This window comes from Bacillus sp. FSL K6-1145, assembly GCF_038003425.1.
In the GTDB taxonomy this organism is placed as follows: domain Bacteria; phylum Bacillota; class Bacilli; order Bacillales; family Bacillaceae; genus Bacillus; species Bacillus pumilus.
Genome location: NZ_JBBOPC010000001.1, coordinates 364,325 through 383,604, shown reverse-complemented (window position 1 = coordinate 383,604; position 19,280 = coordinate 364,325). Strand labels below are relative to the sequence as shown.

Sequence of the window (19,280 nt, the reverse complement as noted above, 5' to 3'; positions counted from 1 at the left end):
CTCTTCGTTTGCTTAAAATATATCCATTAGCTTTTCAAGTTCATCCATCGTGAGATCTTCATCCCCTACATCACTAGGTGTCATCTGGGTTTCCTCCTGTGATACGCAATGTGAGATCAGCGCCTTCACATTCTTTTCAAGAAGGTCCTTGACTTGTTCCATCGTACGTTCTTCAAATTCAAGATGATGATAAGAAATCGTCACATGGAGCATGGCTTGTTCGACGAAACCAACAATATCAAGTGCATGAGGTTTCTCTGATTCAGGACTCAGCGATTGTCCTGGATGCCACGTTGAGCGGCTTAACTCGCCGCTGATCTGTTCATCAAACTGACCAAGATAGTTAAAGCTGATATGTGGCGCGAGTTCAAATGAGATATCGTCCTTCATCTTGTCAGGGGTTAAATATTTTAATATGCCATAGCCGACTCCCTTGTTCGGGATGTGCCTGAGTTCCTCTTTTAAATGCTTGATCTGATAAGAAAGATCGTCTGCATGCGACATATCCAGTAACACAGGATACATACTTGTAAACCAGCCAATCGTCCGTGATACATTGACCGCAGGGAGGATGTTCTCTCTTCCGTGTCCTTCAAGATGAATAAAGTGTCTGTCTTCACCAGTCCACTCTTTCATGGACAATCCGAGTGCTGTCAGCAAAATATCATTGATGTCTGTTTGATATGCTTCATGTACATCTGTCAGCAGACTGCGCGTTTCCTCCTCAGACAATGTAAAACGAATGGTCTGTGTATGAAGCATCCGCTGATCCTCCGTCACATGATCCTTTTGAAGCGGTGTAACAGAATGCGCAAGTACCTTTTTCCAATAAGCTCTTTCCGACAGCAACTCATCTGACATCGCGTATTCCGTCAGCTTCTGGGCATATTCTTGGAAAGAGTGTGTTTTTTCAGGAAGTGTCAGGATTTCCCCGCGCTTCGACTGTTCATAAAGAGCCATAAAATCTTCAAGGAAAATACGCCATGACACACCATCGATGACAAGATGATGTACAGCGAGCAGTAAATGATCCCCTTGATCCGTTCGGAAAATGGCTGGCTTTACTAAAGGTCCTTCCGCTAGCGATATACTCGCCTGCACTTCATTTGCCAGGTTTTCTACCTGCTGGATTTGCTGCGACAGTTCCCCTTGTACTTCTACCACATCAACAGCCACCAAGTTTTCTTCGATTTTTCGATGACGCTGGATTACACGTCCTTCTTCAAGCGAATACACCATTCGCAAGGCATCATGATGAATCATGAGCTGCTCCAACACTTGCTGAACGATGGTTTCATCCAAGCCATTTGGCGCTTGGAGCATAACTGATTGGTTCCAATGATGCTGACTCGTAAAGTTTCGTTCGAAGAACCAGCGCTGAATCGGTGTGAAAATGACTTCTCCTTCGACTGGTGATTGGTCGGCTGACAGTTGATCAGCTTCTTCGATATATGGACGGAGCTCGGCAATGGTTGGGTACTGGAACAAGAGCTTCATATCAAGCTTCCAGCCCGCTTGTGTGAGTCTGCTTGCCATTTGAATGCCTTTAATCGAATCTCCCCCAAGGAAGAAGAAGTGATCGTGAATGCCGACTTGGCTGACGCCAAGCACGTCTTCCCAAATGCCGCATAGTAGTGTTTCGACTTCGTCTCTTGGCGCTTCGTATGCTGTTTGGTTCGCTTCCATATCAGGTGCTGGCAATGCTTTCAGATCGACTTTGCCATTTGCCGTCATCGGCAGTTGGTCTAGCTTGATGATCCATGAAGGCACCATATAGTCTGGCAACGTTCGTTTTAGACTTTCTTTTAGGTCGGTCGTTTCTTCATCTGTGATGACGTAAGCGGCAAGGGCATCCTGTTCACTGGCATCTTTGACCGTTGTCACAACTGCTTCTTTGACTGAATTCAGTTCAAGAAGCTGAGCTTCAATTTCTGACAGCTCAATCCGGAAGCCGCGGATGTTGACCTGATGGTCTTTTCTGCCGAGATAGATTAGCTCGCCATCCTCTGTCCATTTCACTAAATCGCCTGTCAGGTACATACGCTCACCTGGATAAAATGGATCTGGGACAAAGCTTTTCTCTGTTTCCTCCGGAAGATTCCAGTACCCTCTTGCCAGTCCTTTTCCTGCGATCACAAGCTCACCCGGTACGCCTGGCGGCGAGAGGTCATATAACGAACCCATAATGTAAAAACGGGTATTGGCAATCGCTGTTCCGATCGGAAGCGTGCCTTGATCTGGATCGATGATCCCGCTTGTCGCCACGACGGTGTTTTCTGTCGGACCGTAGTTATTCACGAGTTGATATGGAACAGGCTTTACCTGTTTCAGCTTGTCTCCGCCTGTTAGTAAGTAACGCAAGGAGTGATTGTCCATCGACATAAACTGCTCGCATAGCTGAGTTGGCAGGAATGCAATGGTGATATTTTCGTCATTGAAATACGCATTGAGCTTGATCATATCGAGACGAATCGCTTCATCAATGATGTGCAGCTCTGCGCCGGCGATCCATGTCGGGAACATTTCCCAAATGGAAGCGTCAAAGCCAAAGCCGGCATATTTGGCGGTTCGATCCGCATTTGTCACTTGGAAGGCATCATTGTGCCAGAACGCAAGATTGACAAGAGAATGGTGCTCAACCATGACACCCTTCGGCTGTCCTGTCGTTCCAGATGTGTAAATCATATAGGCGAGATCTGTTGGTTTGACATGAACCTGAATTTCTTGCGCTTCGCCTTCTAACTCATCCTCTATCAACAGGACATGACCTGCAAAGGAAGTTGGTGCAGTTAATCCTTTTTGCATGAGAAGCACCTCTGCCCTGCAGTCTTCCAGCATGTAGGCAATGCGCTGATCCGGATAATCCGCATCAATTGGAACGAATGTCGCACCTGACTTCAGGACGCCAAGGACGGCTGCCGTCATGTCAAGGGACGGACGGGTGAGAATGCCGACGCGGTCTCCTCTTTTTATGCCGTTTGAGATGAGCCTTGAAGCGACTGTATTTGCCCGATTGTTCAGTTCCTCATACGTCCAGCTCGTTCCGCAGAAGGTCGCCGCTTTTTGATGAGGTGCTTCAAATGCCTTAGCCTCGATCAGTTCATGAACCGTTTGATCTGACGGAACGTCTAGGACAGGACCTGACCATTCGTTGAGCATTTTTTGCTGCTGCTTCGATGATAATAGCTGCATTTGATCTAGCGATTGATCTGGCGCTGATACCATTTGTTCCAATAAATGAAGGAAAAACTCCTTCCACTTTTCAATCGACGACTGTTGAAAGATAGAAGAATTAAAATCGAACACAAGCTCAATGTGATCAGCCGATTCGTTTCCAGTTAAGGTCAAATCAAATTTGGCGATATTCTCTTCGAATGGCTCCGGAACAATATGAAGTCCATCCATCGTTAAATTACGGATATCCGCATTTTCCATCGAGAACACCACATCAAAGATTGGATGACGGCTAGTGTCTCGAACCGCTTGTACTCGGTCTACCAATTCTTCAAATGGGTACAACTGATGCTCATTTGCCTCTAACACAAGCTGATGAACATTTGACGCAAATTCTGCGGCTGTCAGATGTCCTGCTGGCTTTGTTCTAAGTGCCAGCGTGTTCACAAACATACCAATGACAGATTGAATATCAGGATGAGTTCTGCCTACAATCGGCGAACCGATGATGATATCTTCTTGTCTCGAAAGCTTGCTTAAAAGGGTACTGTAGCAAGTGAGTAGCACTGTATACGTCGTACTGTTGAGTGCTCTGACCAGCTCATCCAATTTCGCTTTAAGCGGCCCATTGATTGTAAATGAGACACGATCTCCTGCGAATGTTTGCACTTTTGGTCTTGGCAAATCTTCTGGGAGTGCCAGTACAGGCAGTTCTCCTTCTAATTGCTCCAGCCAAAACGCCTCTTCAGCTCTTTTTTGTGCAGCAAACGTCTCGCTTTTTGACCAAACCGCATAATCCTTATATTGAACAGGTAATTCCTCTAGCTTGTCTCCTCGATACAAGGCTGAAAGCTCTTCAATTAAAATGCCCACAGATGCACCATCTGAAATGATATGATGCATATCAATCAGTAAATAATGGACATTTACGGAAGCAGAAACTAGACCTACTCTGAGTAGAGGCGCCTTTTCTATATCAAAAGGACGGATAAAATCATTCATCAATTCCTGTATGTCTCTTCCGTTCCCTTCGATTGTCTCAATGTCTACGGAGATGTTTGGTTCAATCCGTTGAACAGGTTCATTCTGAACAAAATCAAAGCTCGTTCGGAATGCTTCATGACGATGGACAAGCTGTTCAATCGCTTTTTTAAATCGTTTTTCATCAAAAGCACCTTCTATTTTTAAAGCAGCCGGCATATGATAGCTTTGCTCCGCATCGGTCATTTTCTCCAATACAAACAGTCTTTTCTGAGCAGATGTCACTGGATAATAGGCCGCTTCTTCTGCGATCTCCACTCGCTTGATCTCCATTTGATCCGCTTGATCAACCGCCAAGGCAAACGCCTCTAATGTCGGGGATTCAAATAAAGACTTCAAAGTGAGCTCCACATGCATCTCTTCATACAGCTTGTTCAGCATTTTCATGCCGCGTAGCGAATGGCCGCCGCATTCAAAGAAATGATCGTTCCTGCCGATTCGCGGCACTTCAAGAACTTCCTCCCAAATGCGCGCTACGTGATGCTCTGTTTCGGTTTGAGGAGGGAAATACTCATTTATCCCCTGCTCACTTAGGTCAGGCACCGGCAACGCTCGCCTATCTACCTTGCCGTTATTCGTCAACGGAAGCTCGTCTAATTGCATGAAGAATGACGGCATCATATACACAGGCAGTTCACGTCCTGCTTGCTCGCGCAAATCAGTTAATGAGACAGACCCTTCAGCTGTAAAATACGCACATAATGTGTCATTTGGGGCTGCAATGACGACAGCTTCCTTTAATTGCGGATGGCGCAGCAGCTGATGCTCAATTTCTCCAAGTTCAATACGCTGACCTCGAATCTTCACTTGATGATCAATTCGTCCAATGAATTCAATCTCTCCATTTGAAAGCCAGCGGGCAAGATCACCCGTTTTGTACATGACCTCACCAGGGCGGAAAGGATTTTCCACGAATTTTTCACTTGTGAGTTTTGGCTGCCCATAATATCCTTTTACCAGTCCATCACCAGCGACACATAGCTCTCCTGCTACACCTGGCGGTTGCAGCTGTCCAAATTCATCTACAATATAAACAGCCGTTTGACTCACTGGCTTTCCGATTGGAATGGATAACGCCTGCTCCTCAATGTGATTCACTGGATAATACGTAGTGAAAATCGTACTTTCAGAAGGACCGTACATATGAACAAGCTTGCCTTCCCCTACCGTTTCAAGTGCAGTCATGACATGAGGTACGGAAGCACGTTCTCCGCCAAATAGAACTTTTCTGACGTTCTTTAGGCTGTCTTTTTTCATATCGATAAGTAAGTGAAAAAGAGCTGTCGTGATCATTAAAATACTGACTTTCTCCTTCTCAATCGCTCCAGAAAGCTCATTCATGTTTAAGATATGATCCTTTGGCAGAACAATCAGTTTCGCACCGTTTAATAAAGCACCAAACACATCGAACATAAAAGCATCAAATACATAGTTTGATAGGCTCATCACCGTGTCTTCATGATGAATGGCAAGATAATTTGATTGCTTCACTGTTCTCAAAATGTTCCGGTGTGTCACCATATTTCCTTTAGGTTTTCCAGTTGTACCAGATGTATAGGTCAAATTCGCCAAATCCTCTGGCAATACCCGAATGTCTATATTGCTGTCTGATTGCTGAACAATTCCACGATCTTCTGTTTCGATGATGGTTCCCTCGAAAGAAGCAAGCACCGAACGATGGCGCAGCACTTGATGTGTCAGTAAGAATTGCGCACCGCTGTCTGTTAAAAAGTGCTTCACGCGTTCATCAGGGAAATCAGGATCAATTGGTACATAGACGCCGCCCGCCTTAAGTACAGCTAGAACAGAGAGTACCATCTCATTAGACCGTTCAAAGAATAAGGCTGCTTTCATCCCTCTTTCAAACCCATGTTCACGTAAATAATGAGCTAGCTGATTCACACGGTCATTTAGTTCTTGGTAAGAAAGAATCACACCTTCACATTGGAGGGCAGACTTATGACCGTGCGCCTGCACCTGTGCTTCAAACTGCGTCACAATGGTTTCTTCTGACGGATAAGGCGTCGGTAACGGATTCCACAGATTCAGTTGAGCTTCTGCTTCTTGTTCAGACAGTAATCGATAAGATCGAATTGCCTCCTCCGGCGCTTGAACCATCTGCTTCAGCAAATACATATAATGATGAAGCATCTGCTCGGCTGTACTTCGTTTAAATAGCGCCGTACTGTAATCGAGGACAAAGGATAACCCTTGATCTGACTCCATCGCTTGCAGCGTTAAATCGAACTTTGCAATATGGAAATTGGTTTCTTCGATTTCAACTTGCATTTCTCCTATATGCTGGGCTGATTCATGATCTGGCATGAGTGTAAAAACGGTATCGAATAATGGATGACGGCTAAAATCCCTTGGCACATTCAGTTTTTCAAGCAGTCGTTCAAATGGATATTGCTGATGCTCAAATGCATGCATCGTCTTTTCCTTCACTTGCTCGATCAACTGCGACATGGTTCCATTCGGATCAACCTCGGACCGCAAAGCAAGTGTCTGGACAAACATGCCAATCATGTCATCCAAGTCTGCATGCACACGCCCCGCCGCCGGTGTTCCAACCACGAATTCCTTTTGACCCGTGTACTTCGCAAGCAATGTATAGTAAGCAGAAAGCAGAACCGTATACAGTGTCGTATGGTGTTTTGCCGCTAGCTCCTGTAATTGCCGCTTTAACGTTTCATTGATTTCTTTGATCACACGATCCCCTGCAAACGACTGGACCGCTGGGCGCTGATAATCGGTCAGCAGCTGTAAAGCAGGAAGATCACCCGAAAATTCCTGCAGCCAGAATGCTTCTTCTTTTTGAAAATCTTGTTGTTCTTGCAAAACAGCATAGTCCTGATATTGAAGCTTCAATGGGTCTTTGACCGATCCCTCGTAAGCATCTGACAGCTCACGCAGCATCAAATCAATCGAAAGACCATCTGAAATCAGGTGATGCATATCGAAAAAGAGCAGGTGCTCCTGATCATCTAATGACTTCAGGCCAATGCGAAGAAGTGGTGCACACCCAAGGTCAAAAGGTCTGACAAATTGCTGCATATTTTCTTCCATCGTACCGCCTGTTAGCTGCTCTATTTGAAAAGGCACGGATGGAGCTACCCGTTGACGCGGAACACCTTTCAACGTATGAAAAGACGTACGCAGCATATCATGACGTGTGATGAGTTTTTCAAAGGCTTCCGTCAGCTTCTCTTGCTGCAGTGTTCCTTTTAACCTCACAACAGCTGGCATATGGTATGCAGTGCTTTGCTCTAATTGACTCACCATATAAACGCGCTGCTGTGGAGGTGACAATGGGTAATGGTCTAAGGCAGGTGCTTTAGGTATCACCGTTTCAGAAGATGTTTCCGCTTGCTCAATGTAGGCAGCCAAAGCGGCAATGGTCTGCTGTTCAAATAAAACGGACAGCGGCACCTCCACCTGAAAATCTCGCTTCACATGTGTGAGTACAGTCATTGCTTTCAGTGAATGCCCCCCTCGTTCGAAGAAGGAATCATATATACCAATCTTCTCTTGACCAAGAATTTCTTCCCACAAACGTACAAGCTTCGTTTCGAGACCGTTTCTAGGCGCAGCATAAACAGCTTGAACGGCTTTATCTCCTTTTAGGGCAGCAAGTGCACGACGATCAACTTTGCCGCTGACTGTGAGTGGAAATGCATCGAGCTCTTTGAAATAGAGCGGCATCATGTAAGCTGGTAGCTGATGTTTGATAGCGGCTTGAAGTATGTCAACTGACACATTTTCATGACGAGCTTGATAGTAAGCACTTAACGCCTTTTCCCCGTCCGCTTCTTCGACAACAAGTACGACAGCTTGATCCACTCCATCTACCTGCTCCATCACTGCTTCAATTTCGCCTGTTTCTATGCGGTAACCCCTTATTTTCACTTGATCATCCATTCTGCCAAGATAATCAATTGTGCCATCCGGAAGCCATCTGACTAGATCCCCTGTTCGATACATCCGCTCACCTGGAGAAAATGGATCTGCCGTAAATACTTTCTCCGTCAATTCAGGCTGATTCACATAGCCTCGTCCAACACCTATCCCTGCAACGCACAGTTCTCCAGCAGCCCCCTGTACCTGTAATTGATCATGGTCATTTAAAATGTAAAGACGGTGATGACCGAGCGGCTTTCCGATTGACACATAACGCTGCTGTTCAGAGGATTCGCGCAGCTCACTTAGTTCTAGGCGATGAACCGCCGCATCGACACACGTCTCAGTCGGACCATACACATTCCACAAAGTAAAATCAGGCTCACTCATCCGAACCGCTTCGATAAGAGAATATGCTGCTTTCGCAGGCAATGCTTCTCCCCCAACTAACATATGCCTCAAGGACAGCCCATCTAATTCCGTTGCAAGTAAAAGCTGCACATGCGCCGGTGTTCCGTCCGCTGCCTCAATTTGATGTTTTTTATAATAAGCCGCTAATTGAACACCATTTCTCGTTGTTTCTCGCGGGATGATATGAAGCGTATGCCCAAATAATAGCGCAGCAAAGATTTGTTTCACCGATGCATCAAAATGGAATGGTGCAAGAAGCGCCATTTGAAGCTCACTCGCCTCTTCATAAATCTCATGATGCAAGGCATGGACCAAATGATGCAGCTGAACATGCTCAATCATGACGCCCTTCGGTTTTCCAGTCGTCCCCGATGTATAAATCATATAAGCCAAATCCTCTGGTACCGACTGATCTACAAGCTGAGGCAACAGTTCATCATCTAATGCGATTTGCTGCTGCACGACCATTTTTTCCGAGAGAGCACGGTATGTTGAAACGAACGATTCCTCTGTTAACACAATGGAAGCACCAGAATCCTCCACAATATATTGAATACGCTCCTCAGGTAATGCCGGATCAATCGGTACATACGCCCCGCCAGCCTTTAATATGCCGAAGATCGACACCATAGCCTCTGCCTTCCGATCCATTAGGACAGCAACAGGCACATCACGCGAGACACCTTTCATTTGTAAAAAACGCGCCAGCTTTTCTGCCTTTTGAAACAGTTCTCCATAAGTAAATGCTCCATTTTCTGCTACAACAGCTGTTCGCTCTGCATACTTATTGGCTGTCTCATCAAACAGGTGGTGAACCGGCTTTTCAGCTGGCTTTTCAAAAGGTTTTCTCTCAGATAATTGAAGCAGTTCCTTTTGTTCATCTGGTGGAAGTAAAGGGAGTTTCCCGATCAGCTGGTCAGGCTGGGAGACTGCCGCTTCTAGTATGATTAAGAATCGATCAAACATCTTACTGATTTCTTCTTCGGTGAATACATCTGTACGGTAGTCCAAATCAATGGTCAATGTATCAGTATCCCAGCGGTCCTTTACATGAATGGAAATATCATTCATTCCGCTCCCGCTAAAGATCGGTTCAGTAATGAAAGACAGATTCTCTTTTTTCTGCCACTGCATGACCTGGTATTCTAAAGAAATATCAAAAAGGCGTCCTGTAAACCCTTCTCTTTCTCGCAAATCATTCATGAGGAGATTGTAAGGGTACTTTTGGTGACGCAAGATCTTCATTTGATCCGCCATGACCTGTTTGACAAAATCAAGAAATGTTTGCGACCCCTGAACAGATGCACGCATCGGAATCGTGGAAACAAACATACCAATCATCTTTTTTTCTTTGGCGTTTGTTCGGTTGCCCATAAAGGTTCCAAGAACAACATCCCCCATGCCGCTAAAACGATGTAAATATACATAAACAGTGGACATAAACATCGAGAGCATACTGACTTTCTGCTCCTCACAAAACGCACGAAGTTTCTCCTTCAAAGAATCTGGAATATCCCCTGAAAATCGCTCCGCATGTAAACTCATCTCGTATCCCTTATGCGGTTTTAATGAAGCGAAATCTGGAATATTGGCAAATTGCTCATTCCAAAAAGCTTGGTCTTTTTGAAATCGTTTAGAAGTTTCATAGCTTTGCTCACTCATGATGTGGTCAACGAAGGAAATCTCCTCAACCGGTGAGACGTCTACCCCCTGCAGCATGTCCTGGTATAAGTCGATGATGCGATTTCCCATTAAGATAATGGAGATGCCATCCGCCACAATATGATGTGCTTTACAAAACAGCCAGCACTCTTGATCACTGATTTGAAAGACCGTAAATTCAATCAAGGGACTGTCAATCAACGGCATCGGCTCACGGATTTGCTCATTCGCCCAAGCCCTCACTTTTTCTTCACTCCAGCCCTTTTCCATGCGAATCGGCTGTTCTTCATAAGGCTTGATATATTGAACAGGCTCCTCCTGCTCATGTCGATACACCAGCCTCAACCGAAGGGAGTCAGTTTGGCGAATGTACGCTTGAAGCACGTCAACGACCAAAGATGGATCTAAACCTGATACCGATCTCAATCTGGCGAATCCACCCAAATTAGAAATACTTGTACCTGGATAAAATCTTTCCGTGTAGAATACTCGCTTTTGCGCATGTGTTAAGGGGTAATATACTGTATTCATTTTCATCCTCCGCCTCTTCTATGTTTTCTCCACCAATGTGACACCCAGCACCCTCTATATCAAAAGAACCAAGTCTATTTCATTAAAATAGACAGAATACGGAAAGAAGCCCACCCCGAATAAAACGGAGGGACTCCCATTTTGATTCGGTAACCTGGCGACCTTAGTAAAAAAGCAACATTTACCTTAGGACATGGCTTTGCGTCTCTACGTTTCCATAGATTTGCCTTTTTCTTCTTTTCTTTTTAAATATTTTCTATATTACGTCCACTTTATATGAAATTATTGTTTTTTTCACCGAAAAATGGGTGTAAAGATTCATGCGTTATGCCGAATGAATCACATAATAATTTACGATATTTACCGAAAATAACTAATAATAGTTGCGTTCAACCGAAAAGAATCGACTAAATACCGCAAAAATTTCATGTTTTCCCTTAAATTTTGCAAATATGACCGAAAATGTAGGATAGAGGTCTCCTTCCACCCTCCACAATTTCTTAAATCTTAAGAACTATATTCCCTAAAAAATTGAAAATATTTACCGTAAAAACAACACAAAAAGAGCTGCCATTTCAAATGACAGCTCCCTTGTTTCTTCATTATATTTACATCACCTTAGACAGGCCAATTGTTTTTTCAATAACGAGCAACGCAATGATAGAAATGATAATAAATATGACAGATATCGCATTGACACTCGGATCAAAGGTTTGCTCAATGTAATTAAACGTCCTGACGGGAATCGTAATCGTTTGGGGAGAGGAAACGAACAAACTGATCGATATTTCCCCAAATGACGTCACGGCAGAAAATACCCCACCTGCAATAATTCCTGGCTTTATCAAAGGCAGCGTCACTCGAAAGAATGTGCGAATGGGTCCTGCGCCAAGATTCATTGAAGCTAGCTCAAGCCGCGGATCCAAATTCGAGACACTGACACCTACTGTTCGAACCACATAGGGAAAGCCAATGATGACATGACCTATGACAAGCGCCCACAAAGATCCCGTAAACCCCATAGCCGTAAACAAATAGAGCATGGCAATCCCTAACACTACTTGAGGAATCATAAGAGGTGACAAAATGAAGGCTTGAATCGCCTCTTTTCCCTTAAAGGAAAGCCTTGCTAAAGCATACGAAGCCATCGTGCCTAAAAGAACCGTGAGAGGCGTTACGATGAATAGCAAAATCACACTGATACGCAGAGACTCCATCCATTCTGGATTCGACACGACCTCTTGAAACCAACGAACAGAGAACGAAGTCGGCGGAAATTCAGGAAAGGCATTTGGACTAAAAGCAGATAGGACAATGACAAGAACAGGTATGGTCAAAAAGAGATAAACCAATGACCCAGCAGTCCAAATCAGGATGGAAAGCAAGCGATCACCTAATGATTTTTTACGCATGCATCCTCGCCTCCCAGCGCTTCAATAGATAGCTTAATAAACTGACCACCACAAGCACACAAACCAATAACGTAAAGGACATCGCTGCAGCAAGAGGCAAGTTATACACCTGCATGACCTGCTGATAAATAGACAGCGGTAGCAGCGGCTGCATTCTTCCGCCGACTAAGAGCGGAGTGATATAGCTCCCAGCCGCCAGCGAAAAGACAATAATAGCCCCAGTCACCATCCCTGGAATGGTCAATGGAAAGGTCACATGAAAGAAGGTTCGAATTCGTCCAGCTCCTAGACTCATAGAAGCCGATCGTAAATGACGATCCATATCAGTTAAGCTCGTCGCAATAGGCAGCACTGCAAAAGGCAGCATGACCTGAACATAAGCAATAATCACCGCATTCATATTCCACAGCATAGAGAGCGGCTTCTCAATCACATGTAAATCTAATAACATGCCATTGATCAGACCATTTTGTGAAAGAAGGACAATCCATGCAAATGTCCGAATCACAACGCTTGTCAAAAGCGGCGAGACAAGTAAGATATAGAAAAATGCCCGCAGACGCGGATGAGGTGCCTTGACGAGCACGTATGCTGCAGGGTATGCCATCAATAAACAAATCACCGTTGTCTGCAAGGCTACCCACACTGTACTTCCAATCGCCTTCACATACGCATCTGTCGTGAACACATGAATATATTGAGAAAAGCTATACGTTTGTAATGTGTTCATCATTGAATCCACATCACGAAAACTGAGGACGAACATCATCACAAGCGGCGCTAGAAGAAATACAACAAGAAACAAACACGCTGGCAGCAGCATGAACCAATGAAATCGCTGATTCTTTTTCTTGATACGCATCACGTATGCACCTTCGAATCTAGGAAAACGATATCTTCAGGCTGCCAATTGATATGAATAGCTTCTCCAGCTTTCGGCAGCTCTGGAAATGCTGCATCAGAAGCATGAACAATCATTTCACCGCTATCGAGCCCCACCACCAAACGTAATGAGTGACCAATATAACTGACATCAGTCAGCACACCTGATACATGGTTGGACTGAATGTCTTCCCGCTCAGAAGATATGTTGATTCTTTCCGGACGGAGCATGAGTAAATGCTTCTCCTTCTTCTCTTGGTGTGCCACTGCCTTTAATTGAACTTCCTGCCCGTTTGACTGGATTAAATGAGGAACGATAAAAGCAGCTTTCACTTCATCATAGACCGCCTCAAATAGGTTCACTTGTCCGATAAATTCAGCAACAAATCGATTGTTCGGCTGGCGGTACACCTCTAAAGGCGTCCCAATCTGCTGGATTTTCCCCTCTCCTAAAATCCCAACCCGATCAGAAAGACTTAATGCTTCCTCTTGATCATGGGTCACGAGAATGGTGGTAATTCCGACATTCCTTTGAATATTTCGAAGCTCTGTCTGCATATTTTTTCTTAGTTTTGCATCTAGGTTGCTGAGCGGTTCATCAAGAAGAAGAACAGATGGCTGAATCGCAAGCGCCCTTGCAATCGCTACCCGCTGCTGCTGTCCACCACTTAATTGATGCGGCATACGTTTCGCAAACGCTTCTAATTGCACAAGAGACAAACTCTCCATTACCTTCTCTTTAATTTCTGCCTTCTTTTTCTTTTGAACCTTTAACCCATACGCCACATTATCAAATACGGTCAGATGCGGAAAGAGTGCATAGCTTTGAAAAACCATACCCGTTTTTCTTTGATAAGGCGGTAAATTCGTCACATTCTGATCACCAATATAGACGACACCTTTTGTTGGCTCTAAAAAACCGCCAATGATGTTTAATAACGTTGATTTCCCGCAGCCACTAGGACCAAGAAGGGAGAAAAACTCTCCCTCATTCACCGTAAGACTGACATCGTTAAGAGCAATCTGCTCGCCGAAATGCTGGCTAATATGTTCTAAATGGATTCCACTCATACGATCACCTATTTTCCTCCGCCTAATACTTCGTTCCATCGATTTGTCCAATTGCCCAGCTCCGAAGTTGCTGTTTCGTAATCTACCCAAGTCAGCTTGCTATAATAATTCTCTCCAACCTTGACCTTCCCCTTAATCTTGTCACCGTATTTCACATCAGAATTCGACATACCATAATAAGATACTGCCGAGAAAGCCTCTTGAGCTTCTTTTCCACTTAAATAGTTTAATAGTTTGTAAGCCGCTTCTTCATGCTGACTTCCCTTCGTTAAAGCCCAGCTCGCAACTGCTGCAACAGCGCCTTCTTTCGGGTATGAGAAACCAATATTCATTCCTTCTTCTTCAAGTGCAAATGCTCGTCCATCCCAATATGGAACTGCTGCGACGTCACCACGTTCTAACAAGGTTTGAATAGACCCTGGATTGTCTGGAAAAGCAGCTACATGCCCTTTTAATTGCGAAAGGCTTTTAAAGGCTTTATCAATATCCTTAGGATTTGATTCTGTCCCCCCTTGAGCATGGACAAGCGCAGAGAAAAATTGCAGCCCGGCTGAATAAGTCGGGGATGAAATCGCTACCTTCCCTTTTAGCTGACTGCTCCATAGGTCTGTCCAGCTGTTTGGTTCCTGCTTTACGAGGTCTTTTCGATAAGCAATTCCAAGCTGACCCATACTAAAGCCTGCTGCATATTGTTTTCCATCAACAGTGAGCTTCTTTTGGACAGAACGGTAAAGTTTTTTGACATTCGGTGCTTGATCTTCATCGATAGGTGCAAGAACGTTTGCTGCAATGCCTCTTTGAATCGTATCAGGCTGTAAAATAAGCAGGTCATACGGTGGATTTTTACCATTTGACGCTTTTAATTTTGTAAACCATTCAGAATCCGCACCAGAGACGGTTTGGACTTTAATTCCCGTATCTTTTTCAAACTTTTCGAGGATCGGTTTGATATTCTTTTCCCAATCGCCTCCGTATACGCCAACGATTACAGTCTGCTGCTGTTTACCTTGATCCTGTCCATTCCCACCGCAAGCTGTCAGCAGTAGAATCATTGACAGAGCACCTGCAAAAATAGTGATTAATCTTCTTTTCATGATTCATTTCCCCCTTTTTGTCCATCCATATGACGAAGTGCTTGAATAATATCTTTCTTTGTTAACGGCTTATTTCTATGACTGAAATATTGATGAATTGCATGTTTATAATGTGTACGTTCGTTAGCTGGATAGGAGCGCAGCCGCACAGCAAGCTCGCTGCTGGCTTCATCCGTCCATACTTTCTCATAAGCTTCTCTGTGTTCTCCAACATCCCACATGGTATTAGCAGGATGATTACCCTTTTCACGAAGCTGATTCGTTTGCTCCTCATCAATCTTCCATTCATTTTGGTCTACATACACTTTAACGCCATATTGCTGCAGCGCTCTTTCTTCACTTAATAAACCTGCTTCCACTTCATGAAGGACTTTTTCTTTCTCTCTTGCAAATGGATTTCCCCAGCCGCCTCCACTTGGTGATATCAATTGCACAATTTCGCCTTTTTCAAGACGTAGAACATCTATTTTCGGCTGGTCTTGTTTTTCACCTTTTGCTGTGACTAGCTTGACCTCACCGATAGCTCCCGCGCGGCCGCCCATTAGCCCCCAAGGCTGAAACTTCATCCGTTCCATCCCTCGTGCGGTCACCATGGATTCAGGCTTGATCATTTCAAATTCCAAACCAATCGCATGTCCGCCTCTGTTTTCTCCTGCTCCGCCTGTGTTTGGCAAAAGCTCATATCGGTGAACATGAATATCAATATGCTGTTCTAAGCTCTCAATGGGTGTATTCTTCAAAAAACCAGACGAATGATCGATGCCATCTACTCCATCCGTTCCATTTTGAGCACCGCCGCCTCCGCCTAATGGTTCAACAACAGACATTTTCCTGCCACCTGTTTGATTATCAGGAACGGAGAGAACAACAATAGCTGATTGACCTGCACCTGCTGCCGGCACCGCCTCAGGTAACAGCTTACCAATGGCGCCTAGCACGACATTGAACAGCCGCATCGTAATTGAATGCCGAATACCAACAGAAGCCGGGTATTCTGGATGCACTAACGTCCCTTTAGGTGAAATCACTTCAATCGGATATGTGATTCCGCCATTAATCGGTATAAAGGGATCTTTACTAATAATGTAATTAATCAATCCTTGATATAGGAAGGAATGCTTCTGACCATTGGTGACAAGGTTAAAAGCTGTTTTCACTTGCGGGTCACACTCAGAAAAATCAAGTGTCAGCCGCTTTCCTTTCACCGTTAACTTGATTTTCAACCGGATCGGTACATCCGAGATCATATCATCATCTAAATAATCAGCGAATTCACTCGTTCCGTCCGGAATGGCTTCAATGACCTTTCCTGCACGAACCTCAGATTGTTTCAGGAGGTCCATCATTCCTTGTTTCACTTCATTTATTCCAAATTTCCCGATCATTTCTTTTAACCGAATTTCTGCTGTATTTACTGCAGCAATCATTGCATTGATATCCCCATCATTTAAATGACTGGCTCGGCTGTTGGCTCTTAAAAAAGTACGAACGACCTGATTCTCTTTTCCGCCTTCATAAATTTTCACTGGCGGTATTCTTAATCCTTCTTGATGAACATCTGTCGCTGTCGGTGAAATACTTGAGGGCACAAGTCCGCCCACATCACTTACATGAACAAAAGACCAAGCATAGCTGACAATTTCACCATCTACGAAAATCGGCTTAATGATATGGACATCTGGCAGGTGAGTTGCTAAACCATCTGTCGTATAAGGGTCATTTGTGATGATAATATCTCCTGGCTGCATCGGTCCGCTCTCTTCAATCGCTTTCTTAAGACTCAGCCCTAAAAAGATCGTGACACCCACTGTCTTCGGATAAACAAAGAAATCTCCAGAAGGCGTGGCTAACGCTGTCGCAAAGTCAGCTGATTCTTTGACGAAAGTCGTAAAAGACGTCCGCTCAATGACATGTCCCATGCCAGATGCAATTGCATTAAAATAACTACGCATCATCTCAAGCTTTGCTGGATCAGTTCTCATGTAAAGCCGCCTCCCTTGAAATCACCAAGTTCCCTGATTGATCAATGCTGCCTGCCCAATTTGGCAGAATCAATATTGTCGTATCATCCTGCTCAATGATGGCAGGTCCATTAATGACAGAGCCTACTGACAAAGTATCTCTGTAATAAATAGCTGCTTCATATTCTTTTTCTTCCATAAAGATTCGCCTAAATTCATGTGGCTTCAAAGATTGTCCGCTGCTTTCATGAACAGTTGTGAAAGGCAGCGGCGGCGTCTCGCCTATGACTCGAACTCGTAAATGAGTAAACTCGATGTTCGCCTGATCATCTCTATGACCATATTGACGCTGATGTAGTTTGTGAAAGGCTTCAATGAGTTGATGGATATCTTGTTCTTGCTTCAGCCATTCAGCTGATAATGGTAATTCAATCTCAAAGGCTTGTCCTTGATAACGTGCATCTGCCAATAATAGTATGGATGTCTGTTTAATATGCTGAATGTTCTGCTGACTGAACCAATCAGTCGCTTTTCGAGAAAGCATCTCATAATCTTTTTTTAGTTGATCTATCGAGTAGTCTTGTAAACATATTTTCTTCGACAGTACCGCATCATGAATAAAGTCAGCGTTCAGGGCACCTAATGCACATAATGTTCCTGGACTTGGAGGAACGACCACGTTTTTCGCATGAATTTCTCGCGCAAGGAAATTCGCTACAACCGGTCCTGCTCCGCCAAACGCTAGTAAACTAAAATCTCTTGGATCAAACCCTTGCTGCTCCATGACATTGCTTAATTCTGTGTACATATTGGCGACAGCTACTTGAATCAGCTGGTCAGCCGCTTCTTCTACCGTTTTGTTGAGCTGATCAGCAATTGGCTGAAAGGCCTTTTCCGCCGCGGACAGCTGTAGTTGTAAATGTCCTCCGGCAAAACGCTCTTGATTGAGATAACCACATATGAGGAACGCGTCAGTTAAGGCGGCTTTCATTCCCTTTCCATACGAAGCTGGTCCCGGCTGTGAGCCAACTGATTCTGGTCCTGCTTTGAGAAGCCCTCCCTGATCAATCCATGCAACAGAACCCCCGCCTGCCCCTATTGAATACATCGCAACAGATGGAAGAATGATCGGAAAACCTGAAAGCTGATTTGACTGAGCCATTGTAGGCTGTCCATTTTGAATAATGGAGATATCTGCACTCGTCCCTCCCACATCAAACGTGATCAGATTGGATTCATTTGCAGCGGCTGCAATTCTTGCCGCACCAATGACACCAGCTGCCGGACCAGAAAAAAGTGTTTTAACAGGTGAAGTTGCTGCACTTTCTGCATCCATTAAACCACCATTTGATTGTGTAATGTATGGAGAAATTGGTACACCTTCTTCTTTCAACCGGCTTTTCAATGTTTGTAAATACTGTTTCACCTTTGGTTGGATATACAAATTGACAACAGACATCACAGTACGCTCGTATTCTCTCATTTGGGGCCATAATTCAGATGAAGTAAGGACTTCTAATTGCGGATAATGGTGTTTGATATAGGCTTTTGCCTGTAATTCATGAACTGGATTTTGATAGCTATGTAAAAAAGAAATGACAATACCTGCTAGCCCTTTAGACATGACCTGCTGGACAGCCTGATCTAATTGCTGCAGATGGAGAGGTTTTTTGATCGTACCATCGTGTATCAACCTTTCAGAGATTGGATATACATGCTTTCGTGGTATCAATGGTTCTGGCAAACGAGAATTGAAGTCATAAGGAATGGGTAATCGTAAACGCTGTAGTGACAATATGTCTTGAAAGCCTTCCGTCACAAAAAGGGCCAAATCTGCTCCTTTTCTCTGTAATAATGTATTAAGACCGATTGTCATGCCATGTACGAGATATTGGATTTTAGCTAAATCAACACCTCTGTCTTTTAGAAGTTTTAGCCCATTGATAATTCCCTGAGCTGGGTCGTCAGTCACTGTGGGTGTTTTGAGTTCAGTTAGCGCCCCTGTTGCTTCATTCATCAGCGATAAGTCAGTAAATGTTCCGCCTATGTCTATGCCAAGCCGATAAGAGACATCCGCCATTTGTACTTCCCTCCTACAATGTAAATAGAACGATATTTTGATAAATTACGACATTTTTTGA

General features: G+C 44.3%; 7 protein-coding genes and 1 riboswitch. All 7 genes read right to left on the bottom strand.

The window, feature by feature from the left end; genetic code table 11:
- Positions 1–12 precede the first annotated feature (12 nt).
- The 7 genes from MHH41_RS01985 to MHH41_RS01955 all read right to left on the bottom strand — a co-directional run bounded on the left by MHH41_RS01985 (position 13) and on the right by MHH41_RS01955 (position 19,219).
- Positions 13–10,719 carry a non-ribosomal peptide synthetase gene (locus MHH41_RS01985; RefSeq protein ID WP_340865497.1) on the bottom strand — a complete coding sequence of 3,569 codons (10,707 nt, stop codon included), beginning with the start codon at positions 10,717–10,719 and terminating at the stop codon, positions 13–15.
- A 145-nt stretch (positions 10,720–10,864) separates the two neighbouring features.
- Positions 10,865–10,957, bottom strand: a riboswitch (cyclic di-GMP riboswitch).
- Positions 10,958–11,327: 370 nt separating this feature from the next.
- The gene (locus MHH41_RS01980; protein ID WP_340865496.1) at positions 11,328–12,131 is read right to left on the bottom strand and encodes an ABC transporter permease; all 804 of its coding nucleotides are present in this window, start codon (positions 12,129–12,131) and stop codon (positions 11,328–11,330) included.
- Positions 12,124–12,993 carry an ABC transporter permease gene (locus MHH41_RS01975; RefSeq protein ID WP_003214329.1) on the bottom strand — a complete coding sequence of 290 codons (870 nt, stop codon included), beginning with the start codon at positions 12,991–12,993 and terminating at the stop codon, positions 12,124–12,126. The genes MHH41_RS01980 and MHH41_RS01975 overlap by 8 nt, the downstream gene beginning before the upstream one ends.
- Entirely contained in the window at positions 12,993–14,084 is a 1,092-nt protein-coding gene (locus MHH41_RS01970) for an ABC transporter ATP-binding protein (protein ID WP_340865495.1), read from the bottom strand. The genes MHH41_RS01975 and MHH41_RS01970 overlap by 1 nt, the downstream gene beginning before the upstream one ends.
- Positions 14,085–14,092: 8 nt before the next feature.
- Positions 14,093–15,178 (bottom strand): ABC transporter substrate-binding protein, encoded by a 1,086-nt coding sequence (locus tag MHH41_RS01965; protein WP_050943226.1) that lies wholly within the window; start codon positions 15,176–15,178, stop codon positions 14,093–14,095.
- A complete protein-coding gene (locus tag MHH41_RS01960) occupies positions 15,175–17,160 on the bottom strand; it encodes a hydantoinase B/oxoprolinase family protein (RefSeq protein ID WP_310427497.1) in 1,986 nt (661 codons plus the stop codon). The genes MHH41_RS01965 and MHH41_RS01960 overlap by 4 nt, the downstream gene beginning before the upstream one ends.
- Positions 17,150–19,219, bottom strand: a complete 2,070-nt coding sequence (locus MHH41_RS01955) for a hydantoinase/oxoprolinase family protein (protein ID WP_050943229.1) — start codon at positions 19,217–19,219, stop codon at positions 17,150–17,152. Before MHH41_RS01955 ends, MHH41_RS01960 begins: the two co-directional genes overlap by 11 nt.
- Positions 19,220–19,280: the final 61 nt, after the last annotated feature.